At 72.1% G+C, this 26,024-nt stretch carries 19 protein-coding genes and 1 riboswitch; of the genes, 5 read left to right on the forward strand and 14 right to left on the reverse strand.

What is annotated here, in order from left to right; all coding sequences use genetic code 11:
* The 3 genes from FB465_RS25960 to FB465_RS25970 form a co-directional block, all read right to left on the reverse strand.
* Entirely contained in the window at positions 1–2,028 is a 2,028-nt protein-coding gene (locus tag FB465_RS25960) for a putative cobaltochelatase (protein WP_145794310.1), read from the reverse strand.
* A 20-nt stretch (positions 2,029–2,048) separates the two neighbouring features.
* Positions 2,049–3,548 (reverse strand): cobyric acid synthase, encoded by a 1,500-nt coding sequence (locus FB465_RS25965; protein ID WP_145794312.1) that lies wholly within the window; start codon positions 3,546–3,548, stop codon positions 2,049–2,051.
* Between the two features lie 213 nt (positions 3,549–3,761).
* A complete protein-coding gene (locus tag FB465_RS25970) occupies positions 3,762–4,784 on the reverse strand; it encodes a cobalamin biosynthesis protein (RefSeq protein WP_145797599.1) in 1,023 nt (340 codons plus the stop codon).
* Positions 4,785–4,890: 106 nt separating this feature from the next.
* Positions 4,891–5,073, reverse strand: a riboswitch (cobalamin riboswitch).
* A 324-nt stretch (positions 5,074–5,397) separates the two neighbouring features.
* Here FB465_RS25970 and FB465_RS25975 point away from each other — a divergent pair.
* From FB465_RS25975 to FB465_RS25985, 3 genes are all read left to right on the forward strand, one after another.
* The gene (locus FB465_RS25975; protein WP_145794313.1) at positions 5,398–6,087 is read left to right on the forward strand and encodes a helix-turn-helix domain-containing protein; all 690 of its coding nucleotides are present in this window, start codon (positions 5,398–5,400) and stop codon (positions 6,085–6,087) included.
* Positions 6,088–6,204: 117 nt separating this feature from the next.
* Positions 6,205–7,317 (forward strand): alpha/beta hydrolase family protein, encoded by a 1,113-nt coding sequence (locus FB465_RS25980; RefSeq protein WP_145794315.1) that lies wholly within the window; start codon positions 6,205–6,207, stop codon positions 7,315–7,317.
* 197 nt (positions 7,318–7,514) lie between these two features.
* The gene (locus FB465_RS25985) at positions 7,515–9,020 is read left to right on the forward strand and encodes a hypothetical protein (protein ID WP_246192841.1); all 1,506 of its coding nucleotides are present in this window, start codon (positions 7,515–7,517) and stop codon (positions 9,018–9,020) included.
* A gap of 299 nt (positions 9,021–9,319) precedes the next feature.
* Here the strand turns inward: FB465_RS25985 and FB465_RS25990 are convergent, their stop codons facing one another.
* The 11 genes from FB465_RS25990 to FB465_RS26040 all read right to left on the reverse strand — a co-directional run bounded on the left by FB465_RS25990 (position 9,320) and on the right by FB465_RS26040 (position 23,393).
* On the reverse strand, positions 9,320–10,201 hold the full coding sequence (locus FB465_RS25990) for a CDP-alcohol phosphatidyltransferase family protein (RefSeq protein WP_425461215.1): 882 nt from the start codon (positions 10,199–10,201) through the stop codon (positions 9,320–9,322).
* A complete protein-coding gene (locus tag FB465_RS25995) occupies positions 10,188–10,880 on the reverse strand; it encodes a phosphatidylserine decarboxylase (protein ID WP_246192842.1) in 693 nt (230 codons plus the stop codon). The genes FB465_RS25990 and FB465_RS25995 overlap by 14 nt, the downstream gene beginning before the upstream one ends.
* Before the next feature lie 452 nt (positions 10,881–11,332).
* Positions 11,333–12,535, reverse strand: a complete 1,203-nt coding sequence (locus FB465_RS26000; protein ID WP_145794318.1) for an acyl-CoA dehydrogenase family protein — start codon at positions 12,533–12,535, stop codon at positions 11,333–11,335.
* A gap of 134 nt (positions 12,536–12,669) precedes the next feature.
* A complete protein-coding gene (locus FB465_RS26005) occupies positions 12,670–13,173 on the reverse strand; it encodes a MaoC family dehydratase (protein WP_145794320.1) in 504 nt (167 codons plus the stop codon).
* Between the two features lie 5 nt (positions 13,174–13,178).
* A complete protein-coding gene (locus FB465_RS26010; RefSeq protein ID WP_145794321.1) occupies positions 13,179–14,141 on the reverse strand; it encodes an HpcH/HpaI aldolase/citrate lyase family protein in 963 nt (320 codons plus the stop codon).
* 22 nt (positions 14,142–14,163) lie between these two features.
* The gene (locus FB465_RS26015; RefSeq protein WP_145794323.1) at positions 14,164–16,191 is read right to left on the reverse strand and encodes a protein meaA; all 2,028 of its coding nucleotides are present in this window, start codon (positions 16,189–16,191) and stop codon (positions 14,164–14,166) included.
* On the reverse strand, positions 16,191–17,528 hold the full coding sequence (ccrA, locus tag FB465_RS26020) for a crotonyl-CoA carboxylase/reductase (RefSeq protein ID WP_145794325.1): 1,338 nt from the start codon (positions 17,526–17,528) through the stop codon (positions 16,191–16,193). The genes FB465_RS26015 and ccrA overlap by 1 nt, the downstream gene beginning before the upstream one ends.
* A 352-nt stretch (positions 17,529–17,880) precedes the next feature.
* Positions 17,881–18,774: a TetR family transcriptional regulator gene (locus FB465_RS26025; RefSeq protein ID WP_145794327.1), complete on the reverse strand. Its 894-nt coding sequence runs from the start codon at positions 18,772–18,774 to the stop codon at positions 17,881–17,883.
* Between the two features lie 203 nt (positions 18,775–18,977).
* Positions 18,978–20,753: a 3-hydroxyacyl-CoA dehydrogenase family protein gene (locus FB465_RS26030; protein WP_145794328.1), complete on the reverse strand. Its 1,776-nt coding sequence runs from the start codon at positions 20,751–20,753 to the stop codon at positions 18,978–18,980.
* 426 nt (positions 20,754–21,179) lie between these two features.
* On the reverse strand, positions 21,180–22,679 hold the full coding sequence (locus FB465_RS26035; protein WP_145794330.1) for an MFS transporter: 1,500 nt from the start codon (positions 22,677–22,679) through the stop codon (positions 21,180–21,182).
* Positions 22,680–22,739: 60 nt separating this feature from the next.
* Positions 22,740–23,393 carry a TetR/AcrR family transcriptional regulator gene (locus FB465_RS26040; RefSeq protein WP_145794332.1) on the reverse strand — a complete coding sequence of 218 codons (654 nt, stop codon included), beginning with the start codon at positions 23,391–23,393 and terminating at the stop codon, positions 22,740–22,742.
* A gap of 190 nt (positions 23,394–23,583) precedes the next feature.
* Between FB465_RS26040 and FB465_RS26045 the strand changes: the two genes are divergently transcribed.
* Both FB465_RS26045 and FB465_RS26050 read left to right on the forward strand, forming a co-directional pair.
* Positions 23,584–24,924 (forward strand): type I glutamate--ammonia ligase, encoded by a 1,341-nt coding sequence (locus tag FB465_RS26045; protein WP_145794333.1) that lies wholly within the window; start codon positions 23,584–23,586, stop codon positions 24,922–24,924.
* Positions 24,912–26,021 (forward strand): amidohydrolase family protein, encoded by a 1,110-nt coding sequence (locus FB465_RS26050; protein ID WP_246192843.1) that lies wholly within the window; start codon positions 24,912–24,914, stop codon positions 26,019–26,021. The genes FB465_RS26045 and FB465_RS26050 overlap by 13 nt, the downstream gene beginning before the upstream one ends.
* Positions 26,022–26,024: the final 3 nt, after the last annotated feature.

Here is a 26,024-nt window from a genome sequence, read left to right on the forward strand (position 1 = left end):
TCAGGCTGCCTTTCGGTCGTGGTTGACGGGGCGGTGTGCGTGCACCAGAGCGGCGACGCCCTCGGCGCGCAGCTCGTCCAGAGTCACTGCGGGGCCGCCGAGTTGCGCGGCCAATGTACGGGCCAGGCCCAGCCGCACCGGGCCGGCCTCGCAGTCCAGCACCACGCTCGCCAGCCCCTGTCCGGCCAGCAGACCGGCGGCCTGCCCGGCCTGCGCCAGCGCGTCGCGCCCGCCGGTCGCGCGGCCGTCGGTGACCACCACCAGCAGCGGACGGCGGTGCGGGTCGCGCATCCGCTCCACCCGGAGCACCTCGTGCGCACGCAGCAGACCGGCCGCGAGCGGAGTGCGCCCGCCGGTGGGCAGCTGCTCCAGGCGGGCGGCGCCGACCTCCACCGACGAGGTGGGCGGCAGCGCCAGCTCGGCGGACGCACCCCGGAAGGTGATCATGCCGATCTTGTCGCGGCGCTGGTAGGCGTCCATCAGCAGCGACATGACCGCGCCCTTGACCGCCGTCATCCGCTGCCGGGCCGCCATCGACCCGGAGGCGTCCACCACGAACAGCACCAGGTTGGACTCCCGGCCCTGGCGGACCTGCTCGCGGAAGTCGTCGCGGTGCAGCACCAGCGCGCGCGAGTCGCGGCCCCGCGCCACCTGGTGCGGAGCGGCGGCCTGCAGGGTGGCGCTGAGGTGCAGCCGGCTGAGGTGCCCCTGCGGGCGGCGGGACCTGATGGTGTGGCCGCCGTCCGTCTCGGCGGGGGAGCGGCGGCCCTGGGCGCCCTTCCCGGTGCCGGGCACCTTGAACAGCCTGGTCCGGTACGGCTCCCCGGCGGCGGCCACCGGCGCGTTCGCCTTGGCGGGAGCACCCTGTGGCGGGACGGTCTCGCTCGGCTCGTCGGAGGCCGCGCTGCCGTCGGGAGCGTCGCCCACGGGCTCCGGTGCGCCTCCGCCGTCGGGACCTCCGCCCGGGCCCTCGTCGTCGGGCCCCTCGTTGTCGGGTCCCTCGTCGTCAGGTCCCTCGGAGTGCTCGTCCAGTGTCCGGTCCAGCTGCTCCTCGTCGAGCCCGGGAGCGTCGAAGGGGTTGCGGCGCCGCCGGTGCGGCAGAGCCAGCTGCGCGGCCTTGCGGACGTCCTCCTCCAGGACCTCCGTCCGCCCGTCCCAGGCCGCCAGCGCGACCGCCGTCCGGGCCATCACGATGTCCGCGCGCAGCCCGTCCACCTCGAACGCGGCGCAGACGGCGGTGATCTGACGCAGCGCCACATCGGTGAGCTCCACCTGCGGGAGCAACTCCCGTGCTGCGGTGATCCGTTCGGCGAGCTCCCGCTCGTCCTCGGCGTAGCGGGCCGCGAAACCGTCCGGGTCCGCGTCGTACGCGAGCCGCCGCCGCACCACCTCGGCCCGCTCGCCCGGGTCGCGGGTGGCGGCGATCTCGACGGTCAGGCCGAACCGGTCGAGCAGCTGCGGCCGCAGCTCACCCTCCTCCGGGTTCATCGTCCCGACCAGCAGGAAACGTGCCGCATGCCGGACCGAAACGCCCTCGCGCTCGACGTACGAGCGGCCCATCGCGGCGGCGTCCAGCAGCAGGTCCACCACGTGGTCCTGCAGCAGGTTGACCTCGTCGATGTAGAGCACGCCGCGGTGCGCCTTGGCGAGGAGGCCCGGCTCGTACGCCTTCACGCCCTCGGCGAGCGCCCGCTCCAGGTCGAGGGAACCGACGATCCGGTCCTCGGAGACGCCGACCGGCAGCTCGACCAGGTGTGCCGGACGCTCCTCGGCGGCCGCGAGGGCGTGCGGCCCGTCCGGGCACTGCGGGTCGGCCGAGGCCGGGTCGCAGGCGAACCGGCAGCCGGGCACGGTCGCGATGGACGGCAGCAGGCCGGCCAGCGCACGCACCATGGTCGACTTGGCCGTCCCCTTCTCGCCGCGCACCAGCACCCCGCCGACCGCCGGGGACACCGCGTTGAGCAGCAGCCCGAGCCGCAGGTCGGCCATGCCGACGATCGCGGTGAACGGGTATCGGACGTCACTCATCTGCCTGCCACTCTCCAAAGTTACGGCGCTCCTGGCGGTACGAACGGCAGCCCGTTGCCGGGTACCCCGCCCTCGATCAGCTTCCACAGTGCGTCCGTGTCCGCATGCTCCTCGATCAGATCCCCTAGCCGGTCCAGCCGTTCCTCGCGGGCCGCGGCGAACGAGGTGTCGGGCGCCGGTACGAAGTCCCGCCCGGCGAGCCCCGCCACCTCGCGCAGCAGCGCCCGGCGGAAGCCGTCGTTCTCCAGGGCTCCGTGCCAGGTGGTGCCCCACACGGAGTCCACCCGGCAGCCGTCCAGGAACGGCTCGCCTCCCTCGACCGCGACCACCCCGTGGTGGATCTCGTACCCCTCGACGCGCTCGCCGTAAGCCTCGCCGACCGGACGGGCCAGCACCTTCTCCCGGCCGAACACCACCCGGGTCGGCAGCAGGCCGAGACCGGCGACCGTACCGGCCTTGGACTCGACCTCGTCCACGATCTCCCGGCCCAGCATCTGGTACCCGCCGCAGGCGCCGAGCAGCGGCAGCCCGGCCGCCGCGCGCTTCTTCAGGGCACTCTCCAGCCCGCGCTCCCGCAGCCAGGCCAGGTCGGCCACCGTGGCCCGGGTGCCGGGCAGCACCACCAGGTCGGCGTCGGCCAGTTCCTCGGGCCTGGTCGCCCAGCGGACCAGGACGCCGGGCTCCTGCGCCAGCGCGTCCAGATCGGTGAAGTTGGACAGCCGCGGGAAGCGCACCACGGCCACCCGCAGGACGTCCGCCCCGAGCGGCCCCCGGACGTCGCCGCGGTCGACCACGGTCGAGAGGTCGAGCGAGTCCTCAGCGTCCAGCCAGAGCCCCGGCAGCATCGGCAGGGTGCCGAGCACCGGACGGCCGGTAAGCTCGTGCAGCATGTCCAGGCCGGGCGCCAGCAGCCGGGCGTCGCCCCGGAACTTGTTGACGAACCAGCCGGCCACATGCCGCTGGTCCTCGGCGGAGAGCAGCGCCAGCGTCCCGTACATCGCGGCGAAGACCCCGCCGCGGTCGATGTCGCCGACCACCACGACCGGCAGCCTGGCCGCCGTGGCCAGGCCCATGTTGGCGATGTCGCGGTCCCGCAGGTTGATCTCGGCGGGGGAGCCGGCGCCTTCGCAGATCACCACGTCGTAGCGCTGCCGCAGGTCGGCCAGGCACTCCAGGGCGCGCTCCAGCAGGACGGGCTTGCGCTCGCGGTAGTCCAGCGCGCCGACCTCGGCGACGGCCCGGCCGAGCAGCACCACCTGGCTGCGGCCGTCCGCGCCCGGCTTGAGCAGCACCGGGTTCATCGCCGCCTCGGGCTCGACCCGGGCTGCGGCCGCCTGCATGGCCTGGGCACGGCCGATCTCGGCGCCGTCGGCGGTCACGAAGGAGTTGAGCGACATGTTCTGCGCCTTGAACGGCGCAACGCTGACACCCTGTCGGGCCAGCCAGCGGCAGATCCCCGCCGTGACCACGCTCTTGCCCGCATCCGAGGTCGTCCCGGCGACCAGCAACGCATTACTCATGCCCGTTCCTCTCACCTGTGGCACTGCGTGCGCAAACGGCCAACCCGGCGGCGCGAGGAACTTCGCGGGGCGGAAGGTGCGGCGCCGGCACGTTCCTCTGCATCACGCTTGCGGCCAGCCACCCAAGGGCGCGAGGAGCTTCGCGGGGCGGAAGGTGCGGCGCCGTTACTTCCGATGCCGCGCAGTTCCCCGCGCCCCTGAGGGGATGCCCGCTCATGACCGGCCCCGCTTCGTTACGTCGTTGGCGCCGGGCGGTAGGTGCGGCGCCGTTGCTTCCGATGTCGCGCAGTTCGGCGCGCCGCTCAGGAGACCCGCCAGTGCCCGTGAACCGACCGTCACCGCGAGGGCGAGGGCGCCGACCCGGCGGGAGAGGACGCAGGCCCGTTCGATGTCCTCGACCGTCACCGGCCGCAGTTCCGCGCCGAGTACGGGCCGGTGCTCGACCCGCTCGCCGTAGGTGAGGGTCCCGCCGAGCCGGACGCCGAGCGCGCCCGCGAAGGCGGCCTCGGCCTGGCCCGCGTTGGGGCTCGGGTGCGCGGAGCCGTCCCGCCGCCAGACCCGCCAGGCGGTACGCGGGTGGGGCGCGGCGGCGACCGTCAGCAGCGCCGTCAGCCGGGCGCCGGGCCAGCCGGCGACGTCGTCCAGCCGGGCCGAGGCCCAGCCGAAGCGGTGGTGGCGGGGTGAGCGGTGGCCGACCATCGCGTCGAGGGTGTTGACGGCCCGGAACGCGAGCAGACCGGGCGCGCCGGCCAGGGCGCCCCAGCACAGGGCGTTCACGACCGCGTCGGCGGTGTTCTCGGCCACGGACTCGACCACCGCCCGGGCGATCTGCTGCTCGTCCAGCGTGCTCGGGTCGCGCCCGCACAGGTGCGGCAGCCGCTCGCGGGCGGCGTCCAGGTCGGCGGCCTGCAGCGAGCGGCCGATGGTCCGGGCCTCCCGGGTCAGCGAGGTGCCGCCGAGGACGGTCCAGGTGGCGGTGGCAGCCAGCGCGGCGCGGCCCACCGCCGATCGTCCCAGCGCGCGGTCGGCCAGCACCGTTCCCGCCGCGACGGTACCCACGCAGGCGGCGGTGAAGAGGACACCCGCCGCGCGCCGGTCACGCCAGAGCAGCCGCTCCAGCCGGCCGGCGGCGGTACCGAAGGCGGCGACCGGGTGGCCGCGCCGGGGGTCGGCGAAGCGGGCGTCGGCGAGGTATCCGGCGACGGTGCCGAGGGCGAAGGCGGCGCTGCGGTTCAGTCGAGGCACGGCACGGGCACAGGGATGGCGGCAGCTCGGATCGGCGGCCGCATCGCGGCCGGGGCAGCCTGCATGGCGTGCGTGTCCTCACTCAGGGTCCGCGCCCTGGATCGACGTACCGGAGGCGAGAGTCTCCTGGCTTCCGGGTCCGACACACCCTCGGGCCTTCCAGCAGCCGTTCGACCGGACCGCCGTGACCATGTGTTCGAGCGTGCTCCCCGGTGACAGTGGCGGGACCGCGCCGGATTCGCACCGGCTTCCTCTGCATGCCTCCGTTTGGCTGATGGATCCCATCACGGGGCTCGACCGGGAGTCAACAAAGCAGGCGGAGGGGTTGGTCACACGTGCCGCCACCCGCCCAAGCGGGCGCGGTCCCCGGCCGGTCCGCTACGCCTCCTCCACGCCACTGACACATCGACAGAACCCCAGGCGGGCGCGGATACTACCCGCGTAGCTAACCGGCCGGCCCAAGCTCCGTCATTACCTCCGAGTAGATGGCTGATTCAGGTAGCCGGGCTCGTACGATCCTCCGATTAACAGTCGGGGGTGCCTGCTGCGCTTCGTGCAATCGGCGGGTGTGGGCGAAATAGGTACACCCGTACGGTCATGTCCCATGCGACGAAGACCGCCGTCCCCCGCCCCCGTGCCGTTCTCCCCGATGGCCGCCCGGGCGCACCGTGCCGGGCTCGGCCTGACTCCGGAACAGGTGGCCGAGGGCATGGCTGCGCACGGCGTCCGCCTGCTGCCCGGCCACGTCATCGGCTGGGAGACCGGCGAGATCAGGCCGTCCGAGGAGGAGTTCATCGCCCTCGCGCGCGCCCTGTGGTGCCCGCCCGCCCAGCTGATGGGCGCCCGTCCGACCACGCTGCGGGACTTCCGGGTGGCCCGGGAACTCACCCAGGAGCAGGCGGCCCGGCGGATCGGGGTCACCCAGCAGGCGTACGAGAAGGCCGAGCTCAGCGGCAAGTGGACCGGCGACGAGGAGCAGAGCTACGCGCTGGCGCACGTGCTGGGCCTGAGCCTGCGGGCGCTGCTCTACGTGACCCACCGTCAGGACGACCTGGACCAGCGGCTGCGGCAGTGCGTCGACGGGCGCTGGCAGGCCCAGCTGAAGGCGATCTCCCGTCTGGTGCCCGTCCCCCGCGACGTGCTCTCGGCGGCTCTCACGGAGCTGCAGAACGAGTACCTGGTGCCGATGCACTGGGGTTCCTCCCCGAGCCCGGCCGAGCAGCAGCCCAGCAAGCCGCTCGCCCAGCGGTTCTGGGAGCTGCTGGCCCAGCACCACACCGACATTCCGGTCTGAGGTCGGCAGGAGGTCCGCCGCCCCGGACGGACCTCCCCCGGTGGCAGGGTGCCCGTGCGGAGAGTGGACTGGGAGCGCACACCGATCCGCCTGCCACCAGCACACCGGGGAGCGCTCATGCGTTGGGGAACCGCCGCCGCAGTGGCGGCCGCCGCCGTAGGGGCCGGAGCGGCGGCGCTGCTGCTCGGCCGCAAGGTGTCCGACCGGGTGGTTCGCCCGAGCGTCACCGGACCGGGGGCCGCGACCCTGAGGGTGCACGATCTGAGCCCCGGCCGGGTCGCGCTCACCCGGGCCCCGGAGACCGTCCGCCCCGGCCGGTACGCGCTGGAGTGGCGGGGCGGAGGGCATGCGGTGGTCGGCGAGGTCCTGCGCACCGACGTCCAGACCGTCACCCGCCGCCTGGAGCGGGTGGACGGCGGCACGCTGGACCTCGCCACCGAGGTGAAGGTGACCCCGTGGGTGTACCGGGGAGACCCCGGGTCCGCCCTGGGCCTGGAGTACGGCGAAGCGGTGGTCAACGGCGAGCTCGGCCCGCTCCCGGCCTGGTACGTGCCCGGTGTGCGCGGCACCTGGGTCATCCTCGTCCACGGCCCCGGCGCCGACCGGACGCAGGCGCTGCCGGTACTTCCCCTGCTGCACTCGCTGCGGCTCCACAGCCTCACCATCACCTACCGGGGCGACCGCGGAGCGCCGGAGTCGCCGGACGGCCTCGGTCACTTCGGCGAGACGGAGTGGCGGGACGTCGAGGCGGCCGTCCGGTTCGCCCTCGAGAACGGCGCCGGCCAGGTGATCCTGTACGGCTGGTCGCTCGGCGCCACCATGGGGCTGCAGGCGGCCGCCCGATCCTCCTGGCGCGAGTCGGTCAGCGGGCTGGTGCTGGACTCCCCGGTGCTCGACTGGCCCGCCACGGTGCGGCGGGAGAGCGTCAGGGCGGGTGTCCCGGCCCCGCTGGCCGAACTCGGTGCACTGGCGGCCCAGGGCCGCACCAAGGTCGACCTGGCCGGCTTCGCCCGCCTCGCCCGGGGCACGGACCTCCACGTACCGGCGCTGCTGCTGCACAGCCCGACCGACGGCATCGCGCCGTGGAAGGCGGCCGAACGCCTCGCGGACCTCCGGTACGACCTGGTGAGCCTGCACCCCGTGCCGGACGCCGAGCACGCCGCGCTGTGGAACGCCGACCCGGACGGCTATGCGGAGACCCTGCGGCGCTGGCTGACCCCGCTGCTCTGAGGCGGACCGCGCCAGGAGCGCCGCCGGGCCGATGGTTCGCCTGGCTATCTTGTCGCGTACGCGTCATAGATTGGGGGCCTTCGCAGGCCCGGTTTGCGGGCTGTTGCCCGATCTCTGCCCACCCCGGGCACCGGGCGCCGAAAGACGCGCCGAAGCCGATGTGACAGAAGGCCCGTGCACGGGGAAGACTGCACGGCGTGACGTCTCGGAACCCGCGCGACCGTGATGCCCCGCTCCCGCCGACGATCGGTACCGGTGCGACGGTGACCCGTCTGCCCGGTGCGGCCCGCCGCGCCGACGGCGCGCTCCCGGGCAACCCCGCCGCACCCCGCCGCCGTACCCCGGCACCCAAGCCCGGCCGCGGGCGCGTGCCCGTGCCCGACGGCTTCCCCGCGCCCGCCGAGCTCGCCCCGCTGGCCCGCCGGATGCTCGCCGACGCCGTCCGCATCGCCCGCTGGGCCGGCGAGCTGGAGCAGGTCGACAAGCGCGGCGAGCTGCTCCCCGAGGACGCCCGCGCCGCCGGCCGCGCCCTTGCGATGACCGTCGGCGCCGCCGCCAAGGCCTGGGGCCAGGCGCTGCTCGTCGGCCTGGTGGAGGCCCGCGAGGGCGGCGCCGCGCCCGGCTGGCGGCTGCACGCCTGGGAGCACGACGACGAGGCCGTCGTCCGCGGCTGGTCCGCGCTCTTCGACGCCTGGACGCTGGTCGCCCCCGTCCCGCCCGCCGCGATGCGCGGGATCTTCGCCGTGCTGGCCGGGCAGGCCGTCGACCAGGCCCCGCAGCTGCTGTCCTTCCTCCACCTGGTGGACGGCCCGGTCGCCGACAGCGAACTGCTGGAACTCCTCCGCCGCGGCCTCGACGAGCGCCGCCACGGGGTGGGTACCGGGACCGTCTCGCTCTCGCCCGTGCCGCACGCCGCCTCCGCGGTCTCCGCCGTCCGCGGCACCTGCCGCGAGCCGCAGATCGACACCCCGCACGCGCCCTCCGACGTCGCCGCCGTCCTGGACTGGATGCTGGACGGGCTGACCGCCGTCGGCGCCGTCATCCGCAAGGACGAGGCCGCCGAGCTCTCCCCGCTCGGGCACTGGGCCGTGCGCGCCAAGCTCGAGGAGATCTGCACCGTCGCCCAGACCGCGGCCGGGCACATCGAGCAGAGCGCCCTGGAGCTGCTGGACGCCTGCGCCAACTACTCGCCGGGCCCCGCCCGCGCCGAGTACCGGGCCTGGGTCGCCGCCCGCCCGGTCGACCGGGCCGTCGCCGAGCTGCTCGACGCCGCCCGGGGCGAGGACGCCCTGCTGCGGGGCCTCGCCTTCGAAGCGCTGAGAGTCGCCGGGGGCACCGCCGAGCAGGCCGTCCGGGCGGCCGTGGACGAGGCCGTGCTGCGCCCGTACGCGCTGCTGTGGCTGGCCGAGCAGTCGGACGAGGTCGGCGTCGCCCCGGCGGACGTGCTGACCGCTGAGGACGCGGCGTGGCTGTGGGTGGACACCGCTGCGGCCGTGCTGGACCACGGGGAGACCGAGCTGCTGGTCGGGCATGTCGAGGGGGCGTCGGCGGGGGAGCCGGTGCGGCTGTTCAACCGGGCGCGGCAGTCCGGGCATCCGCGGGCGGCCTCGGTGCTCACCGCCGTCGCCGGCGTGCACCCGGACCCGGCGGTGGCCAGGGCGGCCCGCCGCTCCGCCTTCAGCGTCCACCGCGGCGGCGCGTAGGGCTCAGGGCGAGCCCTTTCAGGGGCGCGGGGAACTGCGCGAAACCGGAAGACTCCGGAGCCGCACCGAACCGTCCGAGAACCCGTTGCACCGCCCTGCCCGGCAGGGTCGCGACGGGCTGCCACGCCGTCGAGCCCGGCCGACCGTGGCTGCCCTGCCGTTTCGCGCAGTTCCCCGCGCCCCTGGTGGTTGCCCCGGCCTCGTTGGTTACCCGCCCTGGTGGCCGGGCCGACCTGGCAAGGTACCCGCATGCCGAGGGGGCCCGGATCCTGGTGGATCCGGGCCCCCTCGGAGGTGGTTCAGCAGCCGCGGGACTCCGCGCGGCGGGCACGGACGTCGCCGACCTTCTGCCCCACCTTGCGGCGGATGACCAGCAGCGGCGCCATCGCAGCCAGCGTGATCTGGGCGATCGCCCCGATGTGCATCAGGGTGTCACCGCCCGGCAGGCCGGCGGCCCAGGCCGCCAGGCAGCCGATGCTGACCACGATCCAGCAGAGCGTCGCCGTGGCCAGCAGGCCCTGTGGCTTCGGGTACTCGATCCGGCTGACCATCAGGTACGCCACGCCGAGGATCATCAGCAGGCCGGGCACCAGCGGCGGGTCCAGCAGCACGATGGCGATCACCGTCATCGCGCCCATCGGGCACGGCATGCCCTGGAAGATCCCCGGTCGCATCTTCACGGCCGAGAATCTCGCGAGTCGGAGCACCACCGCGAGCAGGACGGTCAGCGCGATGAACGCCGAGAGCTGCTGGTTGCTGTCCGGTGAGACGATGCCCCAGACCGCGACGAAGTAGGCCGGCGCGATACCGAAGCTGATCAGGTCGGCCAGGTTGTCGAGCTCGGCGCCCAGCGCGGAGGACCGCAGCTTGCGGGCCACCAGGCCGTCGAACAGGTCGCACATCGAGCCGATCAGCAGCAGCGTCACGGCGGTCGCCGCACTGTGCTTGTCCGGGGCGCTGGACTCCCCGGTGATGTGCGGCATCAGGACCCCGGTGGTGATCGAGTAGATCGCCAGGAAGCCGCAGACGGCGTTGCCCAGGGTCAGGAAGTCGGCGGTGGAGAGGTGCTGCGGCGAGCGGGGAGCACGGAGCTCGCGGTCGCGCGCCCAGCGGCGGCGGCGCAGGTCCGTCTCCTCGTCGTCGTCCAGGCCGACAAGCGTTTCAGGATCAGTCACGGTCAAGGCGCGTCACCCCGGCAGTGGTCTTCTGGCCGACCTCGACGCCGACCTCGACGCCGGCCGGCAGGTAGGTGTCGACCCGGGAACCGAAGCGGATCAGCCCGATCCGCTCGCCCTGCTCGACCTTGGTGCCGGCATCCACGTACGGCACGATGCGGCGGGCCACGGCCCCCGCGATCTGCACCATCTCGATGTCACCGATCTCGGTGTCGAAGTGCCACACGACGCGCTCGTTGCGGTCGCTGTCCTTGTTGAACGCCGGGACGTAGCCACCGGCGATGTGCTCGACGGACGTCACGGTACCGGGCAGCGGCGCGCGGTTGACGTGGACGTTGAGCGGGCTCATGAAGATCGCCACCCGGGTCCGGCCGTCCGGCCAGGCGTCGATGCTCTGCACCACACCGTCGGCGGGCGAGATGACCCTGCCGGTGCCGATCTCACGCTCGGGGTCGCGGAAGAACCACAGCATGCCGGCGCTCAGCGCACAGGCCGGTACCGCCGCGATGGCCCACTTGCCGCTCCGCCTGGTGAGGGCGGTGGTGAGGGCGGCGGTGGCCAGGGTGGGGACGAACCAGGGGGTGGCTCCGCGCGCGATGGTCACGCGGGGGCGCGAACCGGCCGCCGGGGCGGCGAATGCGTCGCCATCCGGAACGGAGGTGTGAGGGGACGGGCTGATGGGCATCGAAGACCTTAGTCGCGGGGGATCATGGCCGCTGGACGGGGGCCACCGCGGGGATCGAGTGAAATGGGGACGGCTGCTGTCCCGGTGGATGCTATCGGGACCAGGCGGTAGGTGGGCAAGCCGCCTGCTGGTTCAGGTGTCCTGTGCGGTGCCGATCTGTGCCTGCTATGTATACGACCGTAGCGCGGTGCCATCCGGTTCCCAAGGGGTCGGACGGCCCGCGTGACCCATGTCTCAATACGAACGCGGCTGACGGCGAGTCAAACCGGGGCGTGTGGATGTAGCCGTAGGGCGCGCACCAGGTGATGCGCGCCCTACGGCCTTCCCCGAGGCCGCTGTGCCGCCCCGTTCGGCTGACCAAGCCTGGGACTGACACGGCTCAGCGGCAGCCGAGGGACCCGACCCGCACGCCCGGCCCCTCGGCCTTCAAGTGGCTCTGTTACTCGGCCCTACTACTCGGCGAGTCGGTACTCCTCGAGGAGCCGGCGCCCCACGATCATCTTCTGAATCTCCGCCGTACCTTCACCGATCAGCAGCATCGGTGCCTCGCGGTAGAGGCGCTCGATCTCGTACTCCTTGGAGAAGCCGTAGCCGCCGTGGATGCGGAACGAGTCCTCCACGACCTCCTTGCAGTACTCGGATGCCAGGTACTTGGCCATGCCGGCCTCGAGGTCGTTGCGCTCGCCGCTGTCCTTCTTGCGGGCGGCCATCACCATCATCTGGTGCGCGGCCTCGACCTTGGTGGCCATCTCGGCCAGCTTGAACTGGATCGCCTGGTGCTCGGCGATCTTCTTGCCGAAGGTGGAGCGCTGCTGGGCGTAGGAGATGCCCAGCTCGAAGGCGCGGCGGGCGACACCGCAGCCGCGGGCGGCCACGTTGACCCGGCCGACCTCGACGCCGTCCATCATCTGGTAGAAGCCCTTACCGGGGACGCCACCGAGGATGCGGTTCGCAGGGATACGCACGTCCTGGAGCACCAGTTCGGTGGTGTCGACGCCCTTGTACCCCATCTTCTCGATCTTCCCGGGCACGGTCAGACCGGGCACGGTCGGGTTCGGCCCGAAGCCGGGCGTCTTCTCGATCAGGAAGGTGGTCATGTTGCGGTACGGCGTGTTGCCGCCCTCGTCCGTCTTGCAGAGGACCGCGACGAGGGTGGAGGTGCCGCCGTTGGTCAGCCACATCTTCTGGCCGTTGAGGACGTAGAAGTCGCCGTCCTTGACGCCCTTGGTGGAGATCGCCGCGACGTCGGAGCCGAGGCCCGGCTCGGACATCGAGAAGGCGCCGCGGATCTCGCCGGCCGCCATCCGGGGCAGGAAGTACTCCTTCTGCTCCTGGGTGCCGTGCGCGTTGATCATGTGGGCGACGATGAAGTGCGTGTTGACGATGCCGGAGACCGACATCCAGCCGCGGGCGATCTCCTCGACCACCAGCGCGTACGTCAGCAGGGACTCGCCGAGGCCGCCGAACTCCTCGGGGATGGTGAGGCCGAAGAGGCCCAGCTGCTTCATCCCCTCCACGATGGCGGTCGGGTACTCGTCCTTGTGCTCCAGCTCGGTCGCGACCGGGATGATCTCCTTGTCGACAAAGTCCCGCACGGTGGCGAGGATGTCCCGCTGGATCTCGGTGAGGCCGTCGGTCTGTGCGAGGCGTCCCATCGTGCGGCTCCAAATCAAGCAAAGAGGGTGGGGGATGGCGGGGGCTCCACGAAGCGTGACATCCGTGGAGCCCCCGTGACCGGAGGAGGAGCCGATGACGGCGGCCCCTCGGCCGGGGTCTTTCGGGGGAGGGCTCAGGAGAGAGGAGTGGGACGGCCGGGCTGCTCGCCGCCGCGCTCCTTGATGTACGTCTCGGTCGGCACCATCACCTTGCGGCGGAAGATGCAGACGACCGTGCCGTCCTGCTTGTAGCCCTTGGTCTCGACGTAGACGATGCCGCGGTCGTCCTTGGACTTGGACGGCCACTTGTCGAGCACCAGCGTCTCGCCGTAGATGGTGTCGCCGTGGAAGGTCGGCGCGATGTGCCGCAGCGACTCGATCTCCAGGTTGGCGATCGCCTTGCCGGAGACGTCCGGGACGGACATGCCGAGCAGAAGCGAGTAGATGTAGTTGCCCACCACGACGTTCTTACCGAAGTCGGTGGTGTTCTCCGCATAGTTGATGTCCATGTGGAGCGGGTGGTGGTTCATGGTGAGCAGACAGAAGAGGTGGTCGTCGTACTCGGTGACCGTCTTCCCGGGCCAGTGCTTGTAGACCGCGCCGACCTCGAACTCTTCATAGGTGCGTCCGAACTGCATCTGGATCACGCCTCCGGGATCTCGAACTTGGTGGTGCGCTCCATGCCCGCGGCGCGGCCCTTGCCCGCGATGACCAGTGCCATCTTGCGGCTGGCCTCGTCGATCATCTCGTCGCCGAGCATCGCGGAGCCCTTCTTGCCACCGGCCTCCGAGGTGCACCAGTCGTAGGCGTCCAGGATCAGCTCGGCGTGGTCGTAGTCCTCCTGCGAGGGCGAGAAGATCTCGTTCGCGGCGGCGACCTGGTCCGGGTGGAGGACCCACTTGCCGTCGAAGCCCAGGGCGGCGGCGCGGCCGGCCACCTCGCGGTAGCCCTCCTGGTTGCGGATCTGCAGGTAGGGGCCGTCGATGGCCTGCAGGTCGTGCATGCGGGCGGCCATCAGGATGCGCATCAGGATGTAGTGGTAGGCGTCCGCCGGGTAGCCGGGGGGCTGCTGGCCGACCACCAGGGTCTTCATGTTGATCGAGGCCATGAAGTCGGCCGGGCCGAAGATGATGGTCTCCAGGCGCGGCGAGGCGGCGGCGATCTCGTCGACGTTCACCAGGCCCTTGGCGTTCTCGATCTGCGCCTCGATGCCGATCTTGCCGACCTCGAAGCCCATGGTCTTCTCGATCTGGGTCAGCAGCAGGTCGAGCGCCTTGACCTGGGTGGCGTCCTGGACCTTGGGCAGCATGATGCAGTCCAGGTTCGGGCCGGCGCCCTCGACGACCGTGATCACGTCGCGGTACGTCCAGTGGGTGGTCCAGTCGTTGACCCGGACGACCTTGGTCTTCTTGCCCCAGTCGCCGTTGTTCAGGGCGTCCACGATGTTGTGGCGGGCGCTCTCCTTGACCAGGGGGGCGCAGGCGTCCTCCAGGTCGAGGAAGACCTGGTCGGCGGGCAGGCCCTGCGCCTTCTCCAGGAATCGCGGGTTGCTGCCGGGTACGGCCAGGCAGGAACGGCGGGGGCGGAGCCGGTTGACGGAGGTCATGAGGTGGTTCGTTCCTTCCGGGTCAGCTGGTCGCGGTGGTGGGGGCCGCGGCCCAAGGCTGGAGCCTGTTGGCGAGCCGGATCTCGTCCACGATCCGGCCGATGATGGTGGTGATGCCGAAGTCCTTCGGGGTGAAGACGGCGGCGACTCCGGCGGCCTTGAGGGCCTCGCCGTCCGCTGCCGGGATGATGCCACCAACGATCACTGGCACATCCTCCACCCCTGCTCGCCTCAGGCGGTGCAGGACGTCCGGCACCAGCTCGGGATGGGCGCCCGAGAGGATCGACAGGCCCACACAGTGCACGTCCTCCGCCACGGCGGCGGAGACGATCTGTTCGGGCGTCAGGCGGATGCCCTGGTAGACCACCTCGAACCCGGCGTCGCGGGCCCGGACGGCGATCTGCTCGGCGCCGTTGGAGTGCCCGTCCAGGCCGGGCTTGCCGACCAGCAGGCGCAGCTTGCCGGCCCCGAGCTCGGCGGCCGTGGCGGCCACCGCCTCACGGACGGCGGCGAGCTCGCCGCCCGGCTCGGCCGCCACCGCGACCGGGGCGCCACCGACGCCGGTGGGGGCGCGGTACTCGCCGAAGACGTCGCGCAGGGCGAAGGACCACTCCCCGGTGGTGACGCCGGCACGGGCGCAGGCGAGCGTGGCCGGCATCAGGTTGTCGGTGGTGAGAGCGGTCGCCTTGAGCTGCTCGAGGGCCACCTGGACGGCCGCCTCGTCACGCCCCTCGCGCCACGTGTGGAGGGCGCTCAGCACGGACTGCTCGGAGGCCGGGTCGACCACCATGATGGCGGTGTCGAGGTCGGCGGTGAGCGGGCTCTCCTCGGTGGTGTCGAAGCAGTTCACCCCGACGATCTTGTCCTCGCCGGACTCGATCCGCGCGCGGCGGGCCGCGTGGGACGACACCAGATTGGACTTGAGGTAGCCGGACTCGACGGCCGGGATGACCCCGCCCATCTCCAGCACCTTGGCGATCTCCGCCTCGGCACCGGCGAGCAGCTCGGCGGTCTTGGCCTCGATCACCTCGGAGCCGTTGAAGATGTCGCCGTACTCCAGCAGGTCGGACTCGTAGGCCAGCACCTGCTGGATCCGCAGCGACCACTGCTGGTCCCACGGGCGGGGCAGGCCGAGCGCCTCGTTCCACGCGGGGAGCTGGACGGCACGCGCGCGGGCGTCCTTGGAGAGCGTGACGGCGAGCATCTCCAGCACGATCCGCTGGACGTTGTTCTCCGGCTGCGCCTCGGTGAGGCCGAGCGAGTTGACCTGGACGCCGTAGCGGAAGCGGCGCTGCTTGGCGTCCTGGATGCCGTACCGCTCCAGGGTGACCTTCTCCCAGAGCTGGGCGAAGGCGCGCATCTTGCACATCTCCTCGACGAACCGGACGCCCGCGTTCACGAAGAAGGAGATCCGGGCGACCACCTCGCCCATCCGCTCGGCCGGCACCTGGCCGGAGTCGCGGACGGCGTCGAGGACGGAGATCGCGGTGCACATCGCGTACGCGATCTCCTGGACCGGGGTGGCCCCGGCCTCCTGCAGGTGGTAGCTGCAGATGTTGATCGGGTTCCACTTGGGGATGTTGCCGACCGTGTAGGCGATCATGTCGGTGATCAGGCGCACCGAGGGGCCGGGCGGGAAGACGTGCGTCCCGCGCGACAGGTACTCCTTGACGATGTCGTTCTGGGTGGTGCCGGTGAGCTTGGCGATGTCCGCGCCCTGCTCCTCGGCGACCACCTGGTAGAGCGCCAGCAGCCACATCGCGGTGGCGTTGATCGTCATCGAGGTGTTGGTCTGCTCGAGCGGGATGCCGTCGAACAGGGTGCGCATGTCCCCGACGTGACCCACCGGGACGCCGACCCGGCCGACCTCGCCGCGGGCGAGGATGTGGTCGGAGTCGTAACCCGTCTGGGTCGGCAGGTCGAAGGCCACCGAGAGCCCGGTCTGGCCCTTGGCGAGGTTCTTCCGGTACAGCGCGTTGGAGTCGCTGGCGGTCGAGTGGCCTGCATAGGTACGCATCAGCCAGGGACGGTCACGCTTCTGATCACTCATTAGATGTCCCGGAAGCGGTTGATCGCCGGCAGGTGCTTCTCTCGCAGCTCGGCATCGCGCACGCCCAGGCCCTCGGACGGGGCCAGACAGAGCACGCCGACCTTGCCCTGGTGCTTGTTGTGGTGCACGTCGAGCGCGGCCTGGCCGGTCTGGTCGAGGGAGTAGACCTTCGACAGGGTCGGGTGGATCTTGCCCTTGGAGACCAGGCGGTTGGCCTCCCACGCCTCGCGGTAGTTGGCGAAGTGCGAGCCGACGATCTTCTTCAGCGACATCCACAGGTAGCGGTTGTCGTACTGGTGCATGTAGCCCGAGGTCGAGGCACAGGTGACGATGGTGCCGCCCTTGCGGGTCACGTACACCGAGGCGCCGAAGGTCTCACGGCCCGGGTGCTCGAAGACGATGTCCACGTCCTCGCCGCCGGTCAGCTCGCGGATGCGGCCGCCGAGGCGCTTCCACTCGCGCGGGTCCTGGGTGTTCTCGTCCTTCCAGAACTTGTAGCCCTCGGCGCTGCGGTCGATGATCGCCTCGGCGCCCATCGCCCGGCAGATCTCGGCCTTCTGGTCGTTGGAGACCACGCAGATCGGGGTGGCGCCGCCGGCCAGCGCGTACTGGGTGGCGTACGAGCCGAGCCCGCCGCTGGCGCCCCAGATCAGCACGTTGTCGCCCTGCTTCATGCCCGCGCCGTTGCGCGAGACCAGCTGGCGGTACGCGGTGGAGTTGACCAGACCGGGGGAGGCGGCCTCCTCCCAGGTGAGGTGGGCCGGCTTGGGCATCAGCTGGTTGGTCTTGACGAGAGCAAGCTGGGCGAGGCCGCCGAAGTTGGTCTCGAAGCCCCAGATGCGCTGCTCGGGGTCCATCATCGTGTCGTTGTGGCCGTCGGAGCTCTCCAGCTCGACGGAGAGGCAGTGCGCGACGACCTCGTCGCCCGGCTTCCAGGCGTTGACGCCGGCGCCCGTCCTCAGCACCACGCCCGCCAGGTCGGAGCCGACGACGTGGTACGGCAGGTCGTGGCGCTTGGTGAGCGGCGACAGGCGGCCGTACCGCTCCAGGAAGCCGAAGGTCGAGACCGGCTCGAAGATCGAGCTCCACACGGTGTTGTAGTTCACTGCGCTGGCCATGACGGCGACCAGTGCCTCGCCCGGGCCGAGCTCGGGGAGCGCGACATCGTCGAGGTGAAGGGACTTGCGAGGGTCCTTGTCGCGGCTGTCGAGGCCGGCGAACATCTGCTCCTCGTCCTTGTGGAGCGTCACCGCCCGGTAGGACTCCGGCAGCTTGAGCGCGGCGAAATCCGCCGCGGTGCTGTCGGAGCTGAGGATCGCGTCGAGGATTTCCTTCATGGCTGCCTCCGAAGGCGTACCTGTGTGAGGGGCACAGGGCGTCTGGGGGAGCCGGGAGCGGACACCGGCTTCGCTGTCGGTCTGTGGGTGGGATTCGGTACTGCGACGGGTGGTGCTGCGACGGGTGGTGGTGTCGCGCCCGACACGGCGCGCCGAGGTGGGGAGCCGCGGCGCCGCGACTGGTGGGTAACAAGCTAGTGGCACCCTGTGCCACTCGTAAAGACACCGGGTGTCATCAATTAGTGTGAACCCGACTACTGTTCGACCGCTCGTCGAGCGGCATGTGAAAGGCCCGCCCCGCGACTGCGGGACGGGCCTTCATCGCTGCTCTGACCTGCTGAAACAGGCCGGTCTAGCTTGCTTTTGCCTCCGTCAGGGCGGCCCGGATCCGGTCCACCACGAGGTCCAGCGGGGCGTCGGTACGGGCCACTGTGATGAGTACCTCACCCCCCGGGCTGGCACTGAGTGCGCTCACGGCAGCCGCCTCGAACGACGACACGGTGTCACCACTGGCACCGGGTGCCACAAGCGCACCGCGTCGCCGCACACCGCTCGGAGCGGTCGCCCAGAACGTCCCGCGGATCACCTCGAAGGAGTGGTCCAGCTGAGCCTCCACGTCGCCGAGGCCGCCGGCCCGCAGCCAGCGCCGCAGCACGTGGTTGTGCGCCGCGACGACCGCCGCCGCCGAGACCTCGGCCAGCATCGAGTCGTCGTCCCCGCCGCGCTGCCAGCCCGGCGGGATCTCCTCGGCCGCGTCGAAGCGGCCCAGCAGGTACCGGGTGAACAGCCGCTCGTACCGGGACACCACCGCGATCTCGCGCTCGCGCAGCGCGGGCACCTGGCGGATCAGCTGGTACCTGGCCACCGAGACCCCGGGCGTGGAGGCGTACATCCGGAGCACCTCCTTGATGCCCCGGCAGACCACGTCCAGCGGGTGCTCGTCGGACTCGGCGCTCGCCAGCAGGTCGGCGACCCGGACCAGGGTGTCGTCGTGGTCGGGGAAGATCGCCTCCTCCTTCGACCGGAAGTACCGGAAGAAGGTCCGCCGGGCCACCCCGGCCTCGGCGGCGATCTGATCGACCGTCGTCTCCTCGTACCCCTGGGTGGCGAACAGCTCCATGGCGGCCTTGGCGAGGTCCTGGCGCATCTGCTGCCGCTGGGCGGCCGCCCGCCGGTTGCCCGCGCCCGCCTCGGTGGCCGGCCGTACGGCGTCCTGCTGCTCCGCGGATGACTGATCCCGATCCATGCCCGGAACCCTACTCGCACCGGGTGCCACGGTTGCCGCCTTTGGCCTGCGCACGGGTGCCACCGGGCCGGCCGGCGTCGGCCGGGGCCAGCGGGACGAGACCGCCGGAGGGGTCCAGGCCGGCCGCAGAGGGCCGCCCCGGGCGCCGGTTCCCGGCCCGCTTCTCGGGTCGCCCAGGGGAGGGCCGCCCATCGGCAGGCTGGTCATCGGCGTGCGTGGTCTCGGAAGCCACGGCCCGTCTTGCGGCCCAGGCAACCCGCCGCCACCAGGTGCTCCAGCAGCGGCGCGGCCGCCAGACCGGGCTCTCGGAACTCCTGGTGCAGCACCTGCTCGATGGTCAGCGACACGTCCAGGCCGACCACGTCGAGCAGCTCGAACGGGCCCATCGGGTAGCCGCAGCCGAGCTTCATCGCGGTGTCGATGTCGTCCACCGTGGCGTAGTGCTCCTGGAGCATCCGCACGGCGTCGTTGAGGTACGGGAAGAGCAGCGCGTTCACGATGAAGCCCGCCCGGTCGCCGCACTCCACGGCGTGCTTCTTGACCTTGCCGCACAGCTCCAGCGCGGTCGAGGTGACGTCCGTGGAGGTCAGCACGGTCGAGACGACCTCGACCAGCTTCATCGCCGGGGCCGGGTTGAAGAAGTGCATGCCGATCACGTCCTGCGGCCGCGAGGTCGCGGTCGCGCAGCTGATCACCGGCAGGCTGGAGGTGGTGGTGGCGAGCACCGCACCGGGCTTGCAGATCTTGTCCAGGGTCGCGAACAGCTCGCGCTTGACCGCGAGGTCCTCGGCCACCGCCTCGACCACCAGGTCGGCCTCGGCCAGGTCGGTGTACCGGCCGGTCGGGGTGACCAGGGCCAGCGCCGTGTCGCTCTGCTCCTGGGTGAGCCGGCCCTTCTCGACCGAGCGCGCCAGCGACTTGGCGAGCTGCGTCCTGGCGCGGTCGGCCTTGTCCTGGCTGCGGGCGGTGAGCAGCACCTGGTACCCCGCCTTGGCGAAGACCTCGGCGATGCCGGTGGCCATGGTGCCCGAGCCGCAGACGCCGATGCTGCGGATCTCACGGCCCGGCACGCGGGCCGCCGCCGTGCCGGCCGCCTCGGCGACCACCTTGGACGAGCCCGGGGCCTCGTACGTGTAGAAACCGCGCCCGGACTTACGGCCCAGCAGGCCGGCGGCGACCAGCTGGCCGAGGATCGGGGCGGGGGCGTGCAGGCGGTCCTTGGACTGCTCGTACATCGCCTCCAGCACGGTGCGCGCGGTGTCGACGCCGATCAGGTCGAGCAGGGCCAGCGGGCCCATCGGCAGGCCGCAGCCGAGCCGCATCGCGGCGTCGATGTCCTCGCGGGTCGCGTACTTGGACTCGAACATCGCCGCGGCCTGGTTGAGGTACGCGAACAGCAGGCCGTTGACCACGAAGCCGGCCCGGTCGCCGGCCGCGACCGGCTCCTTGCCCAGGTCGCGGGCGAAGGCGGCGGCGTCCTCGGCCACCTGAGGGGCAGTCAGCACCGTGCGGACCACCTCGACCAGCTTCATGGTGTGCACCGGGTTGAAGAAGTGCAGGCCCAGCACCCGCTCGGGGCGGGAGGTGGCGGCGGCGATCCGGGTCACCGAGAGCGCGGTGGTACCGGTCGCCAGCACCGTCTCCGGCGGGCAGATCCGGTCCAGCTCGGCGAAGATCTCGCGCTTGAGCTCCAGCTGCTCGGGGACCTCCTCGATCACCAGCTCGGCGGTCGCGGCGGCGTCCAGCTGGTCGCCGACCGAGATCAGGCCCAGCAGCGCGGTGCGCTCCTCGGCGGTGATCCGCTCGCGCTGCACGGCGTGCGCGGTGGCCTCCTCGATCCGGGCCAGGGCCCGGGCGGCGGTGTCGGCGTCGGCCTCGATGCCGATCACCCGGCGGCCGCTCTGCGCGATGGCGACGGCGATACCGGCACCCATGGTGCCGAGGCCGACCACGGCGACGGTGGGGAAGGGACGCTCCATTGTCCTGACTCCTTGTCATGGGCCCCGCGCCGCGCTCCCGTGCCGACCGGCCGGCTCGTCGTCGAGGGGCGGTACGTCGGTACGCGGGAGGAGGGTACGGCGGCGCGGGGGAGAAGTGATGACGGTTGCGGCACCGCGCGGCGGGCCGGTCCGCTCCGGCCGTGCTGCGGGTGTGCCGTGGTGCTCAGGCGCTCTGAGTGAAGTGAAGCGACGCTGACACGCTGCGATGAGAAGAGGAGAGCAAACACCCTGCCCTGCCGCGGAGACGTGCGATGGCACGGTCGTGCGGCGGCCCCGCTGGTGCGGCTCCCGAAGCCCAGCGGTGGTGCGTGCGGTCACTGTAGCGAAGTTACCGCCAAGTAGGAAGGGTGCGGACATGACGAAGCCCCCGCTTCCCGGGAAGCGGGGGCTTCGGTACCGCTCGGGTCAGTGCACCAGCACCGGGACGGCGTTGTCCTCGGTGGCGCCCTCGGCCACGGTGTGGCCGCCCTGGTGGCCGGTGTTGATCAGGATGCCGGCGATGGCGGAGGCCAGCACCAGGATCCCGAAGGACCACCAGATCGCGGTGGAGAAGCTGTGCACCATGGTCTGCGCCTGCGCCAGCTTCGGGGACGTCGGTCCGACCTGGTGCGCCTTCGCGTACGCCGTGGCGGCGCTGTTGGCGATGGTGGCCAGCAGGGCCGTGCCGATCGCGCCGCCGACCTGCTGCGAGGTGTTCACCATCGCGGAGGCGACACCGGCGTCGCGCGGCTGGACGCCGTGCGTGGCCAGGCTCATGGCCGGCATGAACGCGGTGCCCATGCCCAGGCCCATCAGGATCAGGCCGGGCAGGATCAGCGCGGGGTACGAGCTGTCGACCTTGATCTGGGTGAGGATCAGCAGGCCGGCCGAGGCGACCAGGAAGCCGGGCGCCATCAGGTAGCGCGGGGCGACCCGGGTCATCAGCCGGGCGCCGATCTGGGTCGAGCCCGTGATCATGCCCGCGACCATCGGCAGGAACGCCACGCCGGTGAGCACCGGGCTGTAGTCGAGCACCTTCTGCAGGTAGTACGTCAGGAAGAGGAAGAGCCCGAACATCCCGATCACGGCCATACCCAGCGACAGGTAGGCGCCGCCCCGGTTGCGGTCCAGGATCACCCGCAGCGGCAGCAGCGGGGCCTTGACCTTGCTCTCGACCAGGACGAACGCGGCCAGCAGCACCGCCGAGGCGACGAACAGGCCGAGGGTGATGCCGGACGTCCAGCCGTCCGTCTCGGCGCGGGTGAAGCCGTACACCAGGGAGACCAGGCCGGTGGTGACCAGCAGAACGCCGGGGATGTCGAGGCGGTTGCGGTTGCGGCCCTCGGCGGGCTCGCGGATCACCAGCACCGCACCGAGGGCGGCGACCACGGCGAACGGGATGTTGACGAAGAAGGTCCAGCGCCAGTTCAGGTACTCGGTGAGCAGGCCGCCCAGGATCAGACCGATGGCACCGCCACCGCCGGCGATCGCGCCGTAGATGCCGAACGCCTTGGCGCGCTCCTTGGCCTCGGTGAACATCACCGCGAGCAGCGAGAGCGCCGCCGGGGCGAGCAGTGCGCCGAACACGCCCTGCAGGGCCCGCGAGCCGAGCAGCATCGCGGTGTTCGCGGCGGCGCCGCCGAGCGCCGAGGCGGCGGCGAAGCCGACCAGGCCGACGATGAAGGTGCGCCGGCGTCCCCAGAGGTCCGCGATCCGGCCGCCGAAGAGCAGCAGGCCGCCGAAGGCGAGCGCGTAGGCGGTGATCACCCACTGGCGGTTGGCGTCGGAGATGCCGAGATCGGCCTGGGCGGAGGGGAGGGCGATGTTCACGACGGTCGCGTCGAGCACGACCATCAGCTGTGCGAGGCCGATGAAGATCAGGGCTTTCCAGCGCCGGGGATCCGGCTGCAGGGCGGTTTCAGACATGGGGGTACCCACTTACGTACGAGAGCGGTGCAGGGGTGCGAGGTCCGGGGGGGTTACGGGTCAGTGGTGACGCTTGAGGTCCTCCATGGCCGCGGCGCGACCGGGCAGCGGAGATCGGGCCGGCGCCTGCAGGCCGTCCAGGAACAGCTGCAGGTGGCGGTGGACGAACTGCTCGAGGTCCAGGCAGTCGGTGCCGGGAAGCGGGCGGGTCAGCTGGGTGACGGCGACCATGAAGTCACCGGGACCGACATCGGTACGGAGCCGGCCGGCCTGCTGGGCACGGACGATCAGCTCGGTGACCGTCCGCTCCAGCTCGACGCGGGTCTCCTCCAGCGTGGGGTCCGTCCTGTCGATGTGGTCGGAGAGCAGCGGACAGAGCGCGCCGATCCGCTCGTCGGCCGCGGCGTGCGCGAAGCGGCTGACGGCCTCGAACGGGTCGGGCTCCTCGGCCACGGCGACTGCGGCGTGGTCGAGCACGCGGGTCATCACCGAGAGCGTCACGTGGTGGATCAGCTCGCGGCGGTCCGCGAAGTTCCGGTACAGCGTCGCGTTGCCCACCCCGGCGCGGCGGGCGATCTCGTCGAGCGGCACGTCCGCGCCGTGCTCGACGAAGGCCTCGCGGGCGGCGGTGATGATCCGCGCCCGGTTACGGGAGGCGTCGGCCCTGAGCCGGGGCGCGGCCGGCTTGGCGTCGGTCATCGCGGCAACGGTCATGGGTCGGGCTCCCTTCGGGGTGTGTTCCGGGGACTGTCTCCCCGGATCTGCGAACACAGGGGTAAACGGGGAGCCGATCCCCGGATATTTCGGAAAGGTTTGTGACCTGCGCCACACCGGCAGATCCACCGGATGTCCCTCACGGTGTGGCAGACGGTTCTCACGCTGGGCGACCGGGCAGCATGAGGGCATGAGCACCACGCAACCCCGCGCGGAGCGCGCCTCGCAGGCCCGGCTCGCGGCCGCCCGGTTGGGCGCCGAGGGCGTCGACGGGGTGGTGCTCGGCTGGGTGGACAACGCCGGGATCACCCGGGCGAAGGCCGTTCCCGTGCGGCAGCTGGAGCACGCGGCCGAGTGGGGTGTCGGCGCCTCGCCCTGCTTCGACGTCTTCCTGGTCGACGATTCGATGACCAGCAGCCCGTTCAGCCACGGCCCCGACGGCGACCTCCGCCTCGTCCCCGACCTGTCCCGGCTGTCCCGGCTGGCCGCGCAGCCCGGCTGGGCGTGGGCGCCGGTCGACCGGTACGCCCAGGACGGTACGCCGCACCCAGGCTGCCAGCGCCGCTTCGCCCGCCGGATGGCCGAGGCGCTGGAGCGGCGCGGCCTCGCGGTGCGGGCCGGGATCGAGGTCGAGTGGGTCGTCACCGACGCGGCCGGCGCACCGCCCACCGACGGCCCGGCGTACGGGATGCACCGCGTCACCGATCTCTCGGACTATCTGCGCGACGTACTGCGGGCGCTCACCGAGCAGGAGTTGACCGTCCTTCAGATCCACCCCGAGTACGCCCCGGGGCAGTTCGAGGTGTCCCTCGCCGCCGAAGGGCCGGTCGAGGCCGCCGACACGGCGGTGCTCGTCCGGCACACCGTACGGGCGGTCTCGGTTCGCCACGGCCTGCGCGCCTCGTTCGCGCCGGCGATCTCGGCGGACGGCGTCGGCAGCGGCGCCCACCTGCACCTCAGCCTCTGGCGCGACGGCCAGAACCTGGGCGAGGGCGGCTCAGGACCGTACGGCCTCCGGTCGGAGGCCGAGAGCTTCCTCGCGGGCGTACTCGCCCAGCTGCCCGCGCTGCTCGCGCTCGGCGCACCGAGCGTGGCCAGCTACCTGCGCCTGGTGCCCTCGCGCTGGGCGGGCGCCTACCGCTGCTGGGGCCTGGAGAACCGGGAGGCCGCGCTGCGGCTGATCACCGGTTCGACCGGCGCGCAGGCCAACGCCGAGATCAAGTGCTTCGACGGCGCGGCCAACCCGTACCTGGCGGTCGGCGGGGTGCTCGCGGCCGGACTGGCCGGCCTCGACGCCGGTCACGGCCTGCCGGCCGAGGTGCACGGCGACCCTGCGGCCCTCGGCACGGTCGAGCGGCTGCCCACCGCCCTGCCGGAGGCCCTCGACGCGTACGAGAAGTCCGTGATGCTGCGCGAGGCGCTCGGCGCTCAGCTGTACGCGGCGGTGCTCGCGGTGCGGCGCGCGGAGGCCGAGCTCTTCGAGGGGCGCAGCGCCGAGGAGATCATCGCCGCGACCAGGTGGCGGTACTGACCATGCTGCTCACCGACCAGCACTGCCACAGCGTGGTCGTCGCCGACCTGGGCATGGACGCCTTCGCCTCCCTGCTCACCGAGTCGGACCGCCTGCCCGCGCCCGGCACCTCGCCCTTCGACAGCGCACTGGGCCTCGCCGTGCGCCGCTGGTGCCCGCCTGCCCTCGACCTGCCCGAGCACACCGGACCCGAGGAGTACCTGGCCCGCCGTGCGGAGCTCGGCCCGGTGGAGGCCACCCGTCGGCTGCTCGCGGAGGCCGGTCTGGCGCACTGCCTGGTGGACACCGGGCTGACCACGGCGATCGGCCGGCCGCTGCTTCCGCTGCCCGAGTTCGCCGCCGCCACGGGAGCCCAGGTCCGGGAGGTGGTACGGCTGGAGAGTGTCGCCACCGGGGTGGACTCGGATGCCCACGGCTGGCCCGACGCCGTCCGCGAGGCCCTGGACACGGCCTGCGCGGTGGCCGGCGCCGTCGCGGTGAAGTCCGTCCTCGCCTACCGGCACGGACTGGCCGTCCCGGCGGAGCGACCCGCCCGGACCGAGGTGGTCAAGGCGGCGGGCCGTTGGCTGAGCGGGCCCCGGGAGAGGCTGACCGACCCGGTGCTGCTGCACCATCTGCTGTGGACGGCCCTCGAGTCGGGCCTGCCGCTGCAACTCCACACCGGCTTCGGCGACCCGGATCTGCGGCTGCACCAGGCCGATCCCTCGCTGCTGGTCGACTTCATCCGCGCGGCCGAGCCCAGCGGCGTGCCGCTGGTGCTGCTGCACGGCTACCCGTACCACCGCCAGGCCGCCTGGCTGGCGCAGGCCTTCCCGCAGGTGTACGCGGACATCGGCCTGGCGGTGTCGTACACGGGTACGCGGGCGACGGCGGTGCTCGGCGAGGTGCTGGAGCTGGCGCCGTTCGGCAAGCTGCTGTTCTCCACCGACGCGTACGGCCTTCCCGAGCTCTTCCTGGTCGGCGCCGCCCAGTACCGGCACAGCCTGGACCGGCTGCTGGGGGCCTGGCAGGCGGACGGCGCCTGTTCGGCGGCGGACGCCGAGCGTCTGACCCGCCTGGTCTCGGCGGACAACGCCCGGCGCCTGTACCGGCTGTGACCT

This window comes from Kitasatospora atroaurantiaca, from assembly GCF_007828955.1.
Classification (GTDB): domain Bacteria; phylum Actinomycetota; class Actinomycetes; order Streptomycetales; family Streptomycetaceae; genus Kitasatospora; species Kitasatospora atroaurantiaca.